Annotated in this window: 21 protein-coding genes; 6 read left to right on the forward strand and 15 right to left on the reverse strand. The window is 58.9% G+C overall.

The window, feature by feature from the left end; genetic code table 11:
- Positions 1-54 precede the first annotated feature (54 nt).
- Positions 55-1,062 (reverse strand): tripartite tricarboxylate transporter substrate binding protein, encoded by a 1,008-nt coding sequence (locus CFI11_RS01750; RefSeq protein ID WP_130402466.1) that lies wholly within the window; start codon positions 1,060-1,062, stop codon positions 55-57.
- Positions 1,063-1,193: 131 nt separating this feature from the next.
- Here CFI11_RS01750 and CFI11_RS01755 point away from each other — a divergent pair, with 131 nt between their 5' ends.
- From CFI11_RS01755 to CFI11_RS01765, 3 genes are read left to right on the forward strand one after another with little or no spacing between them, the layout of a single operon-like run.
- Complete coding sequence (locus CFI11_RS01755) at positions 1,194-2,285, forward strand: isocitrate/isopropylmalate dehydrogenase family protein (RefSeq protein WP_130402468.1); 1,092 nt, start codon at positions 1,194-1,196, stop codon at positions 2,283-2,285.
- Positions 2,282-3,307 carry a Gfo/Idh/MocA family protein gene (locus CFI11_RS01760; protein ID WP_130402470.1) on the forward strand — a complete coding sequence of 342 codons (1,026 nt, stop codon included), beginning with the start codon at positions 2,282-2,284 and terminating at the stop codon, positions 3,305-3,307. The genes CFI11_RS01755 and CFI11_RS01760 overlap by 4 nt, the downstream gene beginning before the upstream one ends.
- Positions 3,304-3,981 carry a GntR family transcriptional regulator gene (locus CFI11_RS01765; protein ID WP_130402472.1) on the forward strand — a complete coding sequence of 226 codons (678 nt, stop codon included), beginning with the start codon at positions 3,304-3,306 and terminating at the stop codon, positions 3,979-3,981. The genes CFI11_RS01760 and CFI11_RS01765 overlap by 4 nt, the downstream gene beginning before the upstream one ends.
- An 84-nt stretch (positions 3,982-4,065) precedes the next feature.
- Here CFI11_RS01765 and CFI11_RS24240 read toward each other — a convergent pair whose 3' ends face one another.
- The 7 genes from CFI11_RS24240 to CFI11_RS24245 all read right to left on the reverse strand — a co-directional run bounded on the left by CFI11_RS24240 (position 4,066) and on the right by CFI11_RS24245 (position 8,819).
- Complete coding sequence (locus CFI11_RS24240; RefSeq protein WP_165390167.1) at positions 4,066-4,209, reverse strand: hypothetical protein; 144 nt, start codon at positions 4,207-4,209, stop codon at positions 4,066-4,068.
- Between the two features lie 79 nt (positions 4,210-4,288).
- A complete protein-coding gene (locus tag CFI11_RS01770) occupies positions 4,289-5,011 on the reverse strand; it encodes a gamma-glutamyl-gamma-aminobutyrate hydrolase family protein (RefSeq protein ID WP_130402474.1) in 723 nt (240 codons plus the stop codon).
- Complete coding sequence (locus tag CFI11_RS01775; RefSeq protein ID WP_130402476.1) at positions 5,008-5,961, reverse strand: amidoligase family protein; 954 nt, start codon at positions 5,959-5,961, stop codon at positions 5,008-5,010. Before CFI11_RS01775 ends, CFI11_RS01770 begins: the two co-directional genes overlap by 4 nt.
- Before the next feature lie 53 nt (positions 5,962-6,014).
- Positions 6,015-6,215 carry a CsbD family protein gene (locus tag CFI11_RS01780; protein ID WP_130409899.1) on the reverse strand — a complete coding sequence of 67 codons (201 nt, stop codon included), beginning with the start codon at positions 6,213-6,215 and terminating at the stop codon, positions 6,015-6,017.
- Positions 6,216-6,326: 111 nt separating this feature from the next.
- Positions 6,327-8,111, reverse strand: a complete 1,785-nt coding sequence (locus CFI11_RS01785; protein ID WP_130402478.1) for a sensor histidine kinase — start codon at positions 8,109-8,111, stop codon at positions 6,327-6,329.
- Entirely contained in the window at positions 8,108-8,665 is a 558-nt protein-coding gene (locus tag CFI11_RS01790) for an RNA polymerase sigma factor (protein WP_130402480.1), read from the reverse strand. The genes CFI11_RS01785 and CFI11_RS01790 overlap by 4 nt, the downstream gene beginning before the upstream one ends.
- Positions 8,652-8,819 carry a NepR family anti-sigma factor gene (locus tag CFI11_RS24245; protein ID WP_165390168.1) on the reverse strand — a complete coding sequence of 56 codons (168 nt, stop codon included), beginning with the start codon at positions 8,817-8,819 and terminating at the stop codon, positions 8,652-8,654. The genes CFI11_RS01790 and CFI11_RS24245 overlap by 14 nt, the downstream gene beginning before the upstream one ends.
- Before the next feature lie 110 nt (positions 8,820-8,929).
- Here CFI11_RS24245 and CFI11_RS01795 point away from each other — a divergent pair, with 110 nt between their 5' ends.
- Complete coding sequence (locus CFI11_RS01795; RefSeq protein ID WP_130402482.1) at positions 8,930-9,736, forward strand: response regulator; 807 nt, start codon at positions 8,930-8,932, stop codon at positions 9,734-9,736.
- Between the two features lie 39 nt (positions 9,737-9,775).
- On the opposite strand, the gene CFI11_RS01800 is transcribed toward CFI11_RS01795, so the two are convergent.
- Both CFI11_RS01800 and CFI11_RS01805 read right to left on the reverse strand, forming a co-directional pair.
- On the reverse strand, positions 9,776-10,273 hold the full coding sequence (locus CFI11_RS01800) for a Dps family protein (RefSeq protein WP_130402484.1): 498 nt from the start codon (positions 10,271-10,273) through the stop codon (positions 9,776-9,778).
- A gap of 101 nt (positions 10,274-10,374) precedes the next feature.
- Positions 10,375-10,743: a hypothetical protein gene (locus CFI11_RS01805; RefSeq protein WP_130402485.1), complete on the reverse strand. Its 369-nt coding sequence runs from the start codon at positions 10,741-10,743 to the stop codon at positions 10,375-10,377.
- Positions 10,744-10,850: 107 nt separating this feature from the next.
- Here CFI11_RS01805 and CFI11_RS01810 point away from each other — a divergent pair, with 107 nt between their 5' ends.
- Complete coding sequence (locus CFI11_RS01810; protein ID WP_130402487.1) at positions 10,851-11,579, forward strand: Crp/Fnr family transcriptional regulator; 729 nt, start codon at positions 10,851-10,853, stop codon at positions 11,577-11,579.
- 44 nt (positions 11,580-11,623) lie between these two features.
- Here the strand turns inward: CFI11_RS01810 and CFI11_RS01815 are convergent, their stop codons facing one another.
- The 4 genes from CFI11_RS01815 to CFI11_RS01830 form a co-directional block, all read right to left on the reverse strand.
- The gene (locus CFI11_RS01815; RefSeq protein ID WP_130402489.1) at positions 11,624-12,544 is read right to left on the reverse strand and encodes a YihY/virulence factor BrkB family protein; all 921 of its coding nucleotides are present in this window, start codon (positions 12,542-12,544) and stop codon (positions 11,624-11,626) included.
- 1 nt (position 12,545) lies between these two features.
- Positions 12,546-12,737, reverse strand: coding sequence for a PLDc N-terminal domain-containing protein (locus CFI11_RS01820; RefSeq protein WP_130402491.1), 192 nt, complete (start codon positions 12,735-12,737; stop codon positions 12,546-12,548).
- A 306-nt stretch (positions 12,738-13,043) separates the two neighbouring features.
- Positions 13,044-13,649, reverse strand: a complete 606-nt coding sequence (locus CFI11_RS01825; RefSeq protein WP_130402493.1) for an alpha/beta hydrolase — start codon at positions 13,647-13,649, stop codon at positions 13,044-13,046.
- Positions 13,642-14,595, reverse strand: a complete 954-nt coding sequence (locus tag CFI11_RS01830; RefSeq protein ID WP_130402495.1) for a VOC family protein — start codon at positions 14,593-14,595, stop codon at positions 13,642-13,644. Before CFI11_RS01830 ends, CFI11_RS01825 begins: the two co-directional genes overlap by 8 nt.
- Before the next feature lie 112 nt (positions 14,596-14,707).
- On the opposite strand from CFI11_RS01830, the gene CFI11_RS01835 reads away from it, so the two are divergent.
- Positions 14,708-15,628 carry a LysR family transcriptional regulator gene (locus CFI11_RS01835; protein WP_130402497.1) on the forward strand — a complete coding sequence of 307 codons (921 nt, stop codon included), beginning with the start codon at positions 14,708-14,710 and terminating at the stop codon, positions 15,626-15,628.
- A gap of 15 nt (positions 15,629-15,643) precedes the next feature.
- On the opposite strand, the gene CFI11_RS01840 is transcribed toward CFI11_RS01835, so the two are convergent.
- A complete protein-coding gene (locus CFI11_RS01840) occupies positions 15,644-16,471 on the reverse strand; it encodes a formate/nitrite transporter family protein (RefSeq protein WP_130402499.1) in 828 nt (275 codons plus the stop codon).
- Between the last annotated feature and the right edge of the window lie 104 nt (positions 16,472-16,575).

The following is a 16,575-nucleotide window of genomic DNA, read 5'->3' on the forward strand; positions in this document are numbered from 1 at the left end:
GGGCCGTCCGGAACGAAAAAGGGGGCGCGGTGGGCGCGCCCCCAGATGGGAGGGTCAGGGCTTTTCGATGCCGAGGGAGGCAGGGTCGACCGTGGTCGCGCCCAGATCCTTCAGCGTATAGGCAAAGGTGCTCTCCAGGGTGGCGAAGAGCGCCTGCGCCTCGGCCCCGGACTGTCCTCCGATATCGTAGTTGTTGGCGGCGGCCCATTCGGCCACCGTGTCCGAGGCCATCGCGGCATCGAAGGCGGTGGTCAACGCTGCCTTAACGTCATCTGACGCGGAGTTGTGCACGGCAAAGCCGATGGCCTGCTTGAGGGGCAGATACTGGTCGAGCCCGTCATAGATATCGAAGGCCGACGGCACGGTCATCCCCGCGATTTCAGCGCTTTCGGGGGTCAGCATGGCAAGCGGCTTGAGCTGTCCGCCTTCGATCAGCGCGGCCTGTTCGGCCAGCGAGGTGACGACCAGTTCGACCTCACCCGCGATGGCGGCTTCCTGACCGGGAGCGGAGCCCTTGTAGGGCACAAACCGGAATTCGGCATCCGCGCCCTGCTGGATCGCGAGCAAGTTGAGATGGTGGATGGAGCCTGCACCCGACGCTGCCGCCGGGATCGTGCCGGGAGAGGCTTTGGCCGCGTCCACCAGGTCCTGAAGCGTGGAATAAGGGCTGGAGGCGGGAACCGAGATCAGATCGGGCGATCCGCCGACGATGAAGGGATACCAATAGTCGAATGTCTTGTCCCAGCCGCCCTGCACGGCGGCGGTGACGTTCGACTCCGAAAGGCCGACGAGCGTGTAGCCGTCATCGGGCTGGTTCATCACATAGACCATGCCATTCGATCCCGCGACGCCACCCGTCTGGTTGATCACGTTGATCGACACCGGCAGGTGTTTTTCCATCTCGGCCATGATCATGCGGTTGATCGTGTCGGTGCCGCCGCCTGCGCCCCAGACCACGGCGGTGGTGATGTCGCGGTAGGGGTAGTCCTGCGCCGACCCGGCAGTTGCCAGCCCCAGCGCGAGCGCCGCTGCCGCGGCGGTCCTTGCGAATGTCCGTTTCATATTGGCTTCCTCCCAGCTCAATGCGTTTATTGTTGCATATATTTGCGTATGCATTAATGAATGTAGTGTCAACTTTTCGATGACCGAATTCGAAAAATGTGCCACTCAAAGCAAAAGATGGGCGGGGGATCATGAAAACAGACTTCGAAATTGCGGTCTTCGCGGGTGATGGAATCGGGCCGGAAATCACCGCGCCGACCGTGGATATCTTGCGGCGCATGGCCGAGGTGTCGGGCGCCTACACCTTGTCGATGACCTATTGGCCGGCTGGTGCTGCGCATTATGCAAACACCGGAGACTCCCTGCCCGCCGCGTCGATGAAGGCGGCCCGGGCCTCAGATGCCATCCTGCTCTCGGCGATGGGGCTGCCCGATGTGCGCTATGCCGATGGCACCGAAATCTCACCGCAAATCGACCTGCGCAAGGCGCTGGTTCTCTTTGCCGGTGTCCGCCCGGTCACGATCAAGGCAGGGCAGCCTACACCTTTGAACCTTCCCGCAGGGCGGGATGTGGACTTTGTCCTCGTCCGTGAGAGCACCGAGGGGCTCTTTTTCACCCAGGGTCGTGGGGAGGTTGAGACAGACGAGGCGCGCGAGACGCTGAGGATCACCCGTGACATCTCCGAAAAGCTGTTTCGGTTTTCGTTCGACCTGGCCCGCAGTCGCAAGGCCACAGGTCGCGGGCCGGGCAAGGTCACCTGCGTCGACAAGGCCAACGTGTTCCGCGCCTTTGCTTTCTTCCGCGAGATTTTCGACGAAACAGCCAAGGCATATCCCGAGCTTGTGGCGGATCACGCCTATGTCGATGCCACCGCGCTCTGGATGGTTCAGAAGCCTTGGGACTTTGACGTTTTGGTGACCGAAAACATGTTCGGTGACATTCTTTCGGATCTGGGCGCCGGGCTTATGGGGGGGCTGGGTCTGGCACCCTCGGCCGATATCGGGCTCGATCATGCGGTTTTTCAGCCCTGTCATGGGTCAGCGCCGGATATTGCGGGGCAGGGGATCGCAAATCCGATGGCGATGATCCTATCGGCGGCGATGATGCTGGACTGGCTTGGCTTGCGGCATGACAACGATGCTATGGTGCGTGACGGCGCGCGTTTGCGTGAAGCCGTGGAACGGGTCGTTGCGGAGGGGCGCGCTCTGACCCGGGATCTGGGCGGAGAGGCTGGCACAGCTGTCGCGGCAGATGCTGTGCTGGACGCGTTGTTCGTGGCATGAACGGGCAGATCAGGGTCGCCTGCGTCGGGGCCGGATATTTCAGCCGGTTCCACTATGGAAGCTGGGCTCGCATCGGCCGTGTGTCGCTGGTCGGTGCCTGTGATCGTGACTTGGCCAAGGCCGAGGCGACCGGCCTGCCGGCCTATACCGACCTCGATGCCATGCTGGCAGAGACCCGCCCCGATCTTCTTGACGTCATTTTACCGCCGGTTGCTCAGGCCGAGGCGATCCGGGCGGCGCTGACAGCGGGAGTTCAAACGATTGTCTGTCAGAAACCCTTTGGTCTCTCTCTTGCCGAGGCCCGCATTCTGACAGCCGAGGCCGAGGCGGCTGGCACGCTTTTGATCATTCACGAAAATTTCCGCTTTCAACCCTGGTACAAGGTGATCAAGCAGGCGTTGCGCGGCGGGATGCTGGGCCGGGTGCTGCAGGCCACCTTTCGTCTGCGTCCCGGAGACGGGCAGGGACCGGCGGCCTACCTGGATCGCCAGCCATATTTCCAGCAGATGGAGCGGTTCCTGGTGCACGAAACCGCCGTGCACTGGATCGACACGTTTCGCTATCTTCTGGGAGAACCGCGTGCGGTCTACGCGGATCTGCGCAAGGTCAATCCGGTCATTGCCGGAGAGGATGCGGGATACATCCTCTTTGATCACTCAGATGGCGTGCGCGCGCTTTTTGATGGCAACCGGTCGCTGGATCACGACGCGGACAACAAGCGCCGCACGATGGGGGAAGCCTGGTTCGAAGGAACCGAGGGCACGCTGCGTCTGACCGGCGACGGAATGGTCAGGCTGCGTCGTTTCAACTGCAGACGGGAAACCGTTCTTTTGGAGGCCGACACCTGGGAGGGGTTCGGAGGCGATTGCGTGCATGCCTTGCAAGCCCATGTGATTTCTGGCCTTCTTGCCAAGACGCCCATCGAGAACCGGGCGCGCGATTACCTATCGGTGATCGAAACGGAGGAGGCGATCTATCGCTCTGCCAGGGAAGGTCGGAAGATCACATTGGGGACCGGGTGAAAGAACACAAACTTAAGCCAAAGTCGAACACACAGCGTGCGGTGGAGGAACTGCGCCAACTGATTTTTTCAGGTGAGTTGCCCGCCGGGTCCGACCACCTGGAAAGCGAGCTGGCCGAGCGTCTGGGCATGTCGCGCACCCCAGTACGTGAGGCGGCGCTTACGTTGGAAGGGCAGGGGCTGCTAGAGCTGCGTCCGCGTAAGGGCGTGCGCATTCTGCCCGTTTCGGCCGACGACATGCGCGATGTCTACGACGTGCTCACAGAACTTGAGAGCCTTGCCGCCGAGAACGCTGCCCGGCACGGATATGCGGAAGCGGATCTGGTCGAGTTGAGCCGCGCGATGACCGATATGGACCGCGCGCTCGAAACAAGAGACCTCGAAGCCTGGGCGGAAGCGGATGACAGATTTCATGCGGAATTGGTAATATTGGGGGGGAATTCCCGCGTGATCGGGATTGCCGCGATGATGAGCGATCAGGTGCGCCGCGCACGGGCCACGACGCTTTACATGCGACCATTGCCCACGCAGTCAAATGACGATCACAGGGGCGTCTTGTCGGCGATTCGGGCCGGACGACCAGAGGATGCGCGCACCCTTCACAGGGCCCATCGTCAGCAGGCCAAGGCCATGATCATCGGGCTGTTGGAAAAGCATAAACTGCATCGGCTGTGATACCCGGGGCAGTTTGGTCGTAAAGATCAAAGACACAAGACCTCTGCTGTTGCAGAAGGCTTGTGTCTTCGAAAAAGGATCTGCCTAGCCATCCTTGGCCAAGCTGGACGGCTCGGCGTTTTCGTCGCGCATCCGTTTCTCTACCTTCCTCTTACTGGTCACCGCGAAAATGATGACCGCCGAAATGGTGAGAAGCGCGAGGCCGCCAACCAGCAATGAAACATCCATAGCTGCCTCCTTTCGTTTGCTCCATCTTCGACGGAAAAACGCGCGATCTTCGGCTCTGGTTCCGTCGGATTTCGCGTTGTTAGCCGTGCAGATCGCGGGCAAGACCGGTGACCGCCGGCAATTGTGCCCTGTTGCGGCGTCCGGCACGCGCTGCTGTCACCAGGGTGCGGAAAAGGGCGCGTTGGCGTCGGGCGTAAAAAAGGTGCTCGGGATGCCATTGCACGCCCAGGGCAAAGGGTTCACTGGTCCGTTCAATCGCCTGGATCATGCCGTCACAATCGCGGGCTGCAACGCGAAGGCCACGCCCGAGGCTGTTGACGGCTTGACTGTGCAGCGCGTTGACCCGCATCGGGTTGCAGCCGACGATACCGGCCAGGCGACTGTCTGCTTCCAGCGTGACGGTCTTGCGTGGCAGAATTGTATGATACTTGCGCGAACGATAGACGCCGTATGCATTCTGATGAAGCGACCCGCCAAGCACGATGTTCATCATTTGCGACCCCCGGCAAATCCCCAAAATGGGCAAATTGCGATCAAAGGCGGCCCCCAGAAGCGTGGCCTCCATCTCGTCACGCGCCGGGTCGAGGCGCGCCTCAAGGGTCAGCGCGCCGTCGTAAAGCGTGGGCGAGATGTCATCTCCCCCACCGATGACAACCCCATCGACTGCCCCCAGTTCGATATCAGACGGATTTTGCCATTTCACCGCGCGTCCGCCAGCCAGCCAGATATTCAGTGCCATCAGGGGAAAAATCCGCCAGCCAGAGCGCTGAGAAACAGTGACACCAATCACAGGGCGTATCATGCGCTCTCCCTCCGCTGGATCAGCGGGCGGATGCGCTCATAAATCGCTTCGTCCCGGCTGCGTTCTGATCGGTCCTCTGCCCAAAGCTCTGCCAGCTCACGCAAAAGGCCATCGCTTTCCGCGATCGTTTCGATGGCCACCCAGCGTTGCCATTCCTGAACGAGGGACCAATCCGCTTCGTCGATACGACATTCAGGCAGGCGAAAGTGAAAGGTCGGCCGCGCAGATACAGCGCTGTCGTTGACGGCACGTGCCACCCGCTCCGGCGCGATCTCGGCAAAAATGCAGAGCATATCGAGACCGTGATCGCGCGACGGCGCATGGGTGAGGTAGAGCGAGATAAGCTCATCCATGCTGCCGGGGGGCGCCAGTGCAAGGTGTCGCGCAAGCGCCTTTGGATAGGGATCCACGAATGTTGTGATGTCGCGGGTGATATCGACTGGATCGGCGCGACGCAGCGCTCGTTCGACCATCGCATAGGCCCTGAGAACGGGAAGGATATCGTCAAGATCCAGCGACCGGACTTCGACGTTGAAGTGCACCCCCACGCCCAGAAAAAGCGACCGGCGGCTGCCAAGCGCGCCTTCGGCTCGCAGCAAGGTTTCCAACGCGCTGAGTTCGTTCAGTTCGGAATGGGAGAGAGGTTTGGTTATAATCTCTACCGGGATCACACTGCGTGCGGCAGCGTCGATCCATTCCGACTGCAGTGCGCTGATATCCTGCCGGAAACGGGTGTCGAGGTAGAAGGTAACTTCACCAATGGATGTATCTGTGATGCGCCACTTGCCGTTCTTGTTGGTGACAGTACCGCCAAGGGCACGGCCAAGGACGTCAGCGGTCTCCTCAAGGGTCAGACCGCCGAATTCAATCTCAACGCCGATGCGCCGTTCTTTGCCGCGCCGCGTTTCTGAGACCGGAAGATCGGAAAAGTTTCGGTTTGTTGTGCTCATAAGTTAAAGGTGTGGTGAAGCGCGTGCCCGTTAGAACCGGCCACGCGCGGCACTCACGATTTACTGCTAAGCCACTCATCCACATCGGCACGCGCCTTTTCCTTTGACGCGCCGTACTTTTCCTGGATGACGCCCTCCAATTTCTCCCGGTCCCCATCAATCTGGTCCCAGTCGTCGTCGGTCAGGCGTCCCCACGTGCTTTGGGCTTCACCTTTGAGCTGTTTCCATTTTCCTTGAATTTGGTCCCAATTCATCGCTTCGCCTCCGAATATGTTGCGTTGCAGCATTCACCTAAACAACGTCCGCAGCCCGCTTCAGTTCCGTCAAAGCGCGATTTTCTCTGGCGGTCCGCCTTAGCGGGATAATCAGTAGTCCCGCTCTTCCGGTACGAACTCGCTGCGGGTGAAGGTCACGATCACCCGGTATTCGTCTGACGCTTCCTCGACTATGATCTCGCCGTCGAGTTGATTGACAAAAGCTTGTACCAACCGGTTGCCCAGACCTGTTCCGCTTGGCGGGGCGCGTTCGTCTGAGATGGAGTTGGCGATCTTCAGCTCGACCGTGTCATCCTCTTCTTCGATCAGGCTGACATCAATGGTGGGCGCTTGCCCCTCCGGTGCACGCGCGTATTTCAGCGCGTTCGTCATCAACTCGGACACCAGAAGCGAAAATGGGACCGCCTGATCCGGGAAGAGCTGAATGGTCTCGGCCGACACGTTGATGTTCTGCGGCACGATACTTTCAGAACCCAGTCTGGACATCTGACCGATCAGATCCTGGATCATCGCGCCGGCGTCGATCTTGTCGATGCGCTCGGTCTGATAAAGGCGCTGGTGGATCTTTGCCAGGCCCAGAACCCGATCCTGAAGCCGGCCCACGATCTGACGGGTTTCGGAATGGGTCGCCGTCCGCTGCTGCATGTTCATGATCGACGAGATGAGTTGGAGGTTGTTCTTGACCCGGTGATGCACTTCTTTCAGCAGAATGGATTTTTGATGGACGAGAGCGTCTTTCTGATTCAGCAGCTCATTTTGCGTTTTGATCAGCCCCTCCATCTCGCGCATGACGTTTTCGCGGTCGGCATCTTCCAGAATCACGCGATTGGCCATGGCGGCAAAGGTGTCGCGCATTTCGCTAAGCTCGCTTGGGACCGAGGAGCCCTTGAGCGGACTTGGTAAGGTACGATTGCGCGCGAAGGAGACCATCTGTCCGCGAAGGGATTTGACGTGGCGGATAACGAGGCGATCCAGGGCATAGACGGCAACGAGAACGCTGGCGATCCACATCAGGATCGGAAACGGTACGCTCCACACTGCGGGGCGGACCCTCGACGCGATCCCTTGGTCGGAAGTCCAGGTGCCCAGGGCGTAGACGGTCTCCGGTATGATGGAGACAACTGTGTAGACGCGCTCTTGCCCATTGCTGTCTTCAGCGACAAAGACGTCCGAGGTGGATCCGACGAACCTGGTCAGATCAAGATCCGGGGGAAGTTGCCGCATTGCGGTATCGACACCCCGTTCCGCTGTCAGGATCTGCCCGAACGCGTTGAAGGTCAGCAAGCCGATCGGCTTTTCCAGACGGGTCAAGTCTGCGGTCGGGTCGATCCAGTCATGAGGTATCGAGAGGGTCAGATATCCGACAAAGCTGTCCTCCTCGAAAACCGGCTGGCTGACGATCACGACCGAAGTTCCGCTGAGCGGCGCATTGAAATTCGCCTCAACGACCGGGCGGGGGGTCTCCATGATCTCGTCAAAACGGTCGAACGTGGTAAAGTCATATTCCTGTTCTGTGCTTGAACAGGTCATGATCCCATCTCTGGGAAGGAGCCCGACAAATGAGTACTTGGGGTTGGCTTCGATGAACTGCCGAAGATAACTGTCGCACCTTTCACCGTCGCGGCGAAGCGAAAGTGCCACGGCGCCAAGGGCTTCTGCCGCGCCGAAAGCACGCTCAAGAGAGAGTTGTTCGCGCGACGCCGCATCGCGGGTCAGTGTCAGAACCGACAGTTCGGACGAACGCGCGGTCTGATGCATGACTTCAAGCGTTTGCAGCACCGCGATGATGCCAATCGGAGCAAGCGCAACGGACAGGAAAACCGTTACCCGGAATACCAGCCCCTTGCGCTTGCGCGCAGTCGGTATTGTTATCAAAAAGCGCCGGCTCCGTTTGATGCGACGACGGCCTGTGTGGCCTGATCCGTCAATTCTATGGCATCGTCGGCGTCCAAACTCATAAGTTCGGTTAAACGATTTCTTGCGCGGTTTACCCGGCTTTTGATCGTACCGACGGCAACGCCACACATTTCTGCCGCGTCTTCATAGGCAAAGCCCTGCGCGCCGACCAATGTCAGCGCCTCGCGTTGTTCATCGGGAAGCTGATCAAAGGCCTGCTTGAAATCCATCAGGTTCAAACGACCATCATGCGCCGGCTTCTCGGCCAGGTTCAGAGAGATGACGCCATCGATATCGGCGACCTCGCGGTTGAGCTTTCGGCGGCTTGAATAATAGGTGTTGCGGAGGATGGTGAAGAGCCAGGCGCGCATGTTGGTGCCCGCCTCGAATTTGTCGATGTTTGTCCAGGCTTTGACCAGCGTATCCTGCACCATGTCATCCGCGGTGGCGGAGTTCCGGGTGAGCGAAAGCGCAAAGGCTCTCATCGAAGGGATGTGTTCGAGGAGCTCTTCGCGGGGGTCAGGCGTTGTCATTCGACATGCCTCCGGCTGCTTCTTTTTCTTTCAGCTGAGCAAGCAGATCCCGAAACCGATCCGGAACCTCCTCCTCCAGTGTCGGTTGGAAGACGCGCTTGAGATTTTCGTCTATCGCGATGTCCTGTGGCGTTTTGCCATCGTCGTCAGCCATGATACGCTCGTTGCCTTCCGGTCAAGATAATAAAAAATTCGCTCTCACCGGAACCTAACTATGTGATGAGGCGTTAGGTTCCCGAAAAAATTCAAAAAGGTTGGAGTGACATGTCGGAAAGCGCCAAGCCAAACAAAACGGACGAGATTGCAACGTCCCTGCCTTACTTGCGCCGCTACGCGCGGGCCTTGACCGGATCGCAGGGAACGGGCGACCAATACGCCGCTGCAACGCTCGAAGCTTTGTTGACGGATCAGTCGATACTGGAAAGCCATCCGGCCAAGGTCGCGCTCTTCAAAACATTTCATGGTATCTGGCAAAGCACCGGCGCGCCGGTCGAAGAGGCGGGCAGCGGGCTGGAAGCGAGGGCGCAGGCCTATCTTTCCAAGCTGACGGAAAACAGCCGCGAGGCGCTTTTGCTTCATACGATTGAGGAATTCAGCATCACTGATGTTGGACGGATCATGGATATGAGCACCGGAGAGGCCGACCAGCTGATCACGACGGCCCGTCAGGAAATGCAAGACGCCGTTTCTGGCAAGGTCATGATCATCGAGGACGAGGCGATCATCGCCATGGATCTCGAAAGCTTGGTTGCGGATATGGGGCACCGCGTCACTGGCGTGGCGCGTACGCATGTCTCCGCGGTGGCATTGGCCGAGCGAGAAGTTCCCGATCTTATCCTTGCAGACATTCAACTCGCCGACAATTCGTCGGGCATTGACGCGGTCAATGAAATTCTTGCCGCAAGCGGAGAGCGACCGGTCATCTTTATCACGGCATTCCCAGAACGTCTTTTGACAGGCGAGCGCCCGGAACCTGCTTTCTTGATCTCAAAACCCTATTCCGAAGATCAGGTCAGATCAGCAATCAGTCAGGCCATGTTCTTTTCGTCAACGGAAACGCTTCTAGCTTGAACAAAGGCCCCGGTGTTGACCGGGGCCTTTTCACATCCGTCAGCTTTTAGAAATCGCGCGAAGCATCCAAGCTGCCTTTTCGTGGAAGTTTGACCGCTCGGTGGCCAAATCTTCGGTCACCGGGTCCTCGCCTTCTTCCGACAGCTTGATGAGCGCGTGCAGACGATGCGCGATACGCTCGTGATCGGCGGCAAGGTCTTCGCACATGTCACCGGCGCTGGGCAGGCTGTCGTGATCTTCGATCACCGAGTTCTGCATGATTTCCGCCATCTTCATCGGTGCCAGCTTGCCCAGGGCGCGGATTCGCTCGGCCAGGTCGTCGGCGGCGGCGAACATGTCCTCGTATTGTGCCTCTGTCAGGTTGTGGACCGAATAAAACATCGGGCCCTCCACGTTCCAGTGATAGGCATGTGTTTTGAAGATCAGCCGGTACGTGTCTGCCAGAACATCCGCCAATCCCTTGGCGATTGCATCGATGTTACGCACGCCTGTTTCCACGACATCGGTCTCGGGAACGACATTCAGTGCATTAGCCATAGCGCTTTCACTCCTTTCGTTGTGGTCGAAAGGTCAACGCCGGGGTCGTGAGATTGTTCCTGATCTAAATGCCGCGGCTCACGGCATCCGCCTTCCAGTCATCAGCGTCCGGGAAAGCTGTCGCGCAAGGCCAGCGCCGATGTAATTGCGCTGTTCAGCGTATCCTGGGAAAAGGGCTTGGTGATGCGCGCCAGGGTCGTCTCGCCTGACATCCCGCCGTCTTCCGACGCGTCGATGACCACCATTGCGCTTCGGATGCGCTCCAGCTGTTCTATCACACCGGAGGCCGCAAGCTCTGCCGAACTGGCGCAAATCACCGCCAGAATACAATGGCCGATGCGGTCCAGCGTCTCGCGGCACTGCTCGAGATCGGGCACCATGACCGGAGGGGCGTCAGGGAACCGGGCACCGACAATACTGGCGATATCCTCGGCCACGAACGTGTCTTTTTCAACAATGATGACCTGCACGGGGAACCGCCTGTTTCGATGTCATGACCGGGAATGCTTCGCCCGCATTATGGAACCTGCTTCGGCGCTGCGCATTAAACTATGACATAGCAATTGAAGGAATCGCGATGACCACGCAGTGCAAAGATTGCCCCCTGCGAACCAAGCCGCTGTTTCAGGGCATGAGTGAAGAAGAAGCGCAACAAACACAGCGGTTTAAGTCGGGTGAGCTGGTTGTCGATCCCGGAACGCCCCTGATGCTTGAGGGGTCAAATGCACCACAACTCTATACCGCGTTGCGGGGTATGGGCATTCGTTACAAGACATTGCCCAACGGGCGGCGGCAGGTGATCAATCTGATCTTTCCCGGTGATTTCATTGGCCTACAGGCGGGCATCATGGGCGAGATGAGCCATTCCGTCGAGGCGACCACCAAGATGACGCTGTGTGTCTTTGACCGGAAGGCATTTTTCAATTTTTTTCGCAGCAACACCGAACGTGCCTTCGACATCACATGGCTTGCCGCAGTTGAGGAGCATTTTCTAGGCGAAGCGCTCACCACCGTGGGGCAAAGAAGCGCCGAATCGTCGGTCGCCTGGGCCATGCTGAAGGTGTATCACCGATGTGACGCGCTTGGCCTTGCGCAGGATCGATCCATGCCCTTCCCGTTTCGTCAGCAGGATCTGGCGGACGCTTTGGGCCTGTCTCTCGTTCATACCAACAAGACATTGTCCAAACTGCGGGACGCGCAGATGGCGCGCTGGTCCGATGGAGAGCTCAACATCCTCAATTACGACAGACTGGCTGAACTTGCGATGATGCAGGAAGAGGAAGCCCGACCGCGTCCACTGATCTAAGTGCCCGTCGCGATCAACGGATGAGACCCTGACTTGCGTACAAGTCAGGGTTTCGTTTCGATCAGGTTGTCCGCGACATACGCACCGCGCTGACCCATAGGACGATCTTCCCCGACCGTGGTGTCTATGCGCGTCCGCAGTTCCAGATGCGCGTTCAGCCCGGCGCCAAGCAGAACCAGAAAGCTTGAAAGGTAAAGCCACATCAACATGGCGATCACGGCGCCAATGGATCCATAGGTTTTGTTGTAGCTGTCGAACTGAGAGATATAGACGGAAAACGCGATCGATACCGCAATCCAGCAAATCACGCTCAGGATCGCCCCGGGCGTGATCCACGGCAATTTTGGACCCCGTCGGTTCGGGCCGTAGCGATATAAAAGCGCGATGCCCACAAAGATGACAAAGATCCCGATGAGCCAGCGCAGTGCTTCTGCGGTGATGCTGGCAATGGGGCCAAGGGGTATGAATGCAAGAATGATCGGAGTGATCACCACCGCAAGCATCGCGACCATGCCAACGCAGACAAGGGCGACCGTAAGACCCAGCGCCGTCGCGTAATGTGCAAGTCCGCCCCGGTTCTTCTCCTCGAAGATCGCGTTCAGACCCATCATCATGGCGCCTACACCTGCCCGCGCGGACCAGAGTGCTAGAAGAATGGACAAAACACCGGCCCAGCCGAGGGTCTGGTTCTGCGCCCCTGCAATGCCCGTCAACTGCACTTCGATGAGGCTATAGACATCAGCCGGCACCAAGGGCCGCAGCACCTCAAGCTGCTCGGACACGACGACGGGATCGGAAAACAATCCCCAGATCGCAACAAAGGCCGCGAGCGCCGGGAATAGCGACAGCATGGAAAAAAACGCAACCCCAGCCGAAATCAGGCCGAGGTTTTTGTCGCCGATATCGGCGGCCAATCCACGTAACGTGGACCAAAGGATGCCACGAACCTCGGGGACGAGGCGCATGTCAGACCACGCGCTTGGAAGCGCGCGGACCCAGGATAAGCCAAGCGATCACGCCGATCAGCGGAAGGACGAGGATCAGCAGAACCCAGAGCACTTTCGTGCCGGTGCTCGCAGATGAGCCGATCACCGAAACGATTGCCCATATATTGAGGATGAGCAGGATGAACCCGCCGATGCCTGCGATTTCGACCATAATAAGTCTCCCTTGGTAGTCCGCCGCATGGACACGGCGGAAATGGTAGCAACCGCCTTCGATAGGGATCAAAGGCGCTATTCTATCTCTACCATTAAACACCGTTCTGCCCGCCGGGTTCCGTCATTTTCAGGCCTTCAGCCTGAAGCCACATTGCGAACGGTTTTTCTTTTTCAAGATCAACGCAGTACGCGGCGTGTGCCGACGGCAAAGAACAGCTGACCCAGTCCTTCGCGCCCGCGTCGCTGGCGGATTACCCTGGGGGGCGGCATGGATCCACCGGACATCCGCCGGATGGCTGCGGCCTTATTCGGTCAGAAACGTCTGCAACGTCGCCAATTCGGTTGAGCGTAGCTCATGACCACCATCATGCAGGTCGACCGTCAGTTTTGCGCCCTGAATTCCGAACCACGAAATCAGGTGTTCGGTCATGGGAAGCGGGCAGATCGGATCCTGCCGTCCAGCGGTCACCAGAACGCGCCGCCCCTTCAAGCCAGGTTGCGGCTTAGGATCCCATGGGATCAGCGGGTGCAAGAGACCGATCCGGTCAAAGAGATCAGGATCGGTCATGGCAACCGATGCCAGGATATTCGCGCCGTTCGAATACCCAAACCCATAGACGGGCGTATTGGCGTACCGCGTCTTATGGGAGGCGACGAAACTGCGCAGCTTTTCGGTGCGGCTTGCAAGGTCCTCCATGTCATAGACGCCTTCTCCCGTGCGGCGGAAAAACCGCGCGGCCCCCATCTCTGACACATCTCCCCGTGGGGAAATGACGCCTGCGCCGGGGACAAGCTGCTGCGCAAGCCTGAAGAACTGTGTCTCATCCCCACCCGTGCCGTGGAAGGCAAAGATCAGCGGCGCGCCTTGGTCCGGCGGGCTGGTCAGTGCCATGTAACTCGTGTCAAGCATGCCCCGGCTCCCCATCGTCGCTTATGGCGGGCAGATGCGCCTCGATCCGTGCGCGATGCGGCTCGTACCGCTCGGGCAGTTTCAAGGCCTGACCCAGATGAGCGGTATCCTCGTCCCGGTCGAAACCCGGCTCGTTTGTCGCGATTTCAAACAGGATCCCCCCCGGTGTGCGGAAGTAGATGGCCCAGAAATAGTCCCGGTCGATGACAGGCGTGACTTGATACCCGGTGTCAAGCAACGCCTTGCGAACCTCAAGTTGCGCAGCCCGATCCTTGACCGCAAAGGCGATGTGATGCACCGACCCCGCGCCCTGATTGGCCGCGCGGCCCTCTGGCACCTTCTCCAGGTCGATGGTGTCGGCCGCGTTGCCGCCCTCAATGATATAGCGCGTCACGTCTCCTTCGGTTTCAGCAGCTTGATATCCCATGAAGCGGAGCAATTCGCCGGTCGCATCCACATCGCGCAGACGGAAACGGGCGCCGCGGAAACCAAGAATGCCAACGTCTTCAGACAGGTCCGACCTGGTCCAGGGGGTCCGGTCTCTCATGTCACTCTCCACAAGCGCAAAGCTGTCGCCATCGGGGCCGTCGAAGTCCAGCCGCTTCTCTCCAAAGGCGTGCTGCTCGGCCAGCCCGCTCACACCTTGGCCGGCAAGGCGATCCGTCCAAAATCCAAGGCTGCCTCGGGGAACCGCGAATTCGGTCACACCCACTTCACCAACCCCGCGAGCCCCGCGCGCCATTTGGCCGAAAGGGAAATAGGTCATCACCGAACCCGGCGTTCCCTGCGCATCCCCGTAATAAAGGTGGTAGACGTCGGGCGCATCGAAATTGACCGTTTTCTTTACCCGACGCAGGCCGAGTGTTCCGGTGAAGAAGGCGTTGTTGTCGTTGGCATCTGCCGCCAGTGAGGTCACGTGATGCAGGCCTTGGATTTCGTTCAGCATATCGATCTCCGATCAAGCTCAGATAGTGTTGCATCTGAACTTAGCCGCTTGATTGATGTTTTGAATTGAAACAAAGATACATTTACTGTTTCGATGATTGATAATAATGTAAATGGACGAACTCAGGCCCATTCGCGTCTTCCTTGAAGTTGCCGATCAAAGCAGCTTTGTCGCCGCAGCGCGCCGATTGCAGATGACGCCTGCGTCCGTCACCCGGATCATTGCCAAACTCGAAGCGGATCTGGGGCAGCAGCTTTTGGTGCGCACCACGCGGCAGGTTTCCCTGACAAGCGCGGGTGCGATCGTTGCATCGCGCTATCGACCGCTGGTGGAGGAGTTTGATCGCGCTGGGCGTGATCTGGGCCGCGCGGGGCTTGCCGACCGGGGTGAGTTGAAGATCAACGCGCCGATGTCGATGGGGCTGCGGCTTCTGCCTGGATTGGTCTCCGGGTTCCGGCTGGCCTATCCGAATATTGCGTTGAACGTTCAGATGACCGATGCGCTGGTCGATATCCTGGAAGAGCCCTGCGATCTCTCGATCCGTATTTCGGGACCGCCTTCGGACAAATCGACTATCTGGCGCAAGATCTGCGAAGTGCCGCGCCACGTCATTGCGGCACCGTCCCTTTTCGACCGTACCGTGCGGCCTGCCTCCCCGGACGAGATCAATCCTGAAATCTGCCTCTCCTACAGTGCAAGCGGTACAGCCGAAAAATGGCAGTTTCGCAATGGCAGCGCGCGCCGGACAATTACGGCCGGGTCCGGCGTCGTATCGAATAATGGCGATTTTCTTTATGCGCTGGTGAGGTCGGGTAACGGTCTTGCCTTGTTGCCCGACTTCATCTTCGCGCCCGGCCTTCAAGAGGGCACAGTCGAATGTCTGCTGGAGGGTTGGCAGGTGCTGCCTCTCTGGCTCACCCTCTTCTATCCCCCTTATGAACAATTACCCCCTCTGGTCGCCACCTTCTCCGACTTTTTCGAGGCTTACATGCGTGACATCGACGGGCTGGATTTTTCCACAGCGCCGTTCTGACGTCTGGCAGCGTGATCAGATCTCCTCGCGGACCTGACCATAGGCCAGCAGGGCGAAGACCACGGTTCCCCCGATGATATTACCGGCCAGCACAGGCAGGAAGAACTGAAGAAGCGCGTCGGGTATGCCAAGAAGACCTTGCCAGATCAGATAGGCCGCTTCGACGGAGCCCGCGATAATGTGGGTGAAATCGCCTGCCGCGATCAGCCATGTGAAAGCAACGATCACCCAGAAAGAGCTGCTTTCGGCCTGTGGCAACATCCAGACGATGGACGCGACGAGAACACCGGCGGGGATGGCCCGCATGAAGGCCTCAGCCGGGGCAAATCCGGTGGCGTGGCGTGACAAGTCCTCGATGGCCGGGCGGAGGTCATCCGGGATCGCGGAGGTCAGCGCAAAAAGGGCGCCGACCGCAAATGCGCCCAGAACGTTCGCGCCGAGCACGATAGACCAAAGCCGCATCACGCAGCCAAGCATCCCCAAACCGGGGCGGGCCATGAACGGCAAAACCGTGGTGATGGTGTTTTCGGTAAAAAGCTGCATCCGGCCAAGGATGACGACAAGGAAACCCAGACTATAGCCCAGGTTCTCTATCAAATACCGCGATCCGGTATCGGGCAGATAGGTGCGCAAGATCGCCTCACCCAGAACAGACAGGCTGATCATCAGCCCGGCCGCGACACCGGACCAGAACAGCGCGCTGGTCGGTCGCTCAAGCTCTTCTTCTCCGTCCCGGCGAATGACTTCGTAGATCATTCTCGGCGCCAGTTTCGAGGCTTGTTCGACGTTTTCGTCTTCCGCGCCCTTCTTGTTTTCGAACGCGTGTGGCGCCTGATCCTTCATGCAAAGACTCCCGACAGAAAAGATACCGGTAAACGCGTGGGCAAAGCTTTGGGTTCCGCAGGGTGTCAGAAGCCGGATAGGCGGATTTCAGAGATGGCTACCGC

Origin of the sequence: Thalassococcus sp. S3 (assembly GCF_004216475.1) — a bacterium.
GTDB lineage: Bacteria > Pseudomonadota > Alphaproteobacteria > Rhodobacterales > Rhodobacteraceae.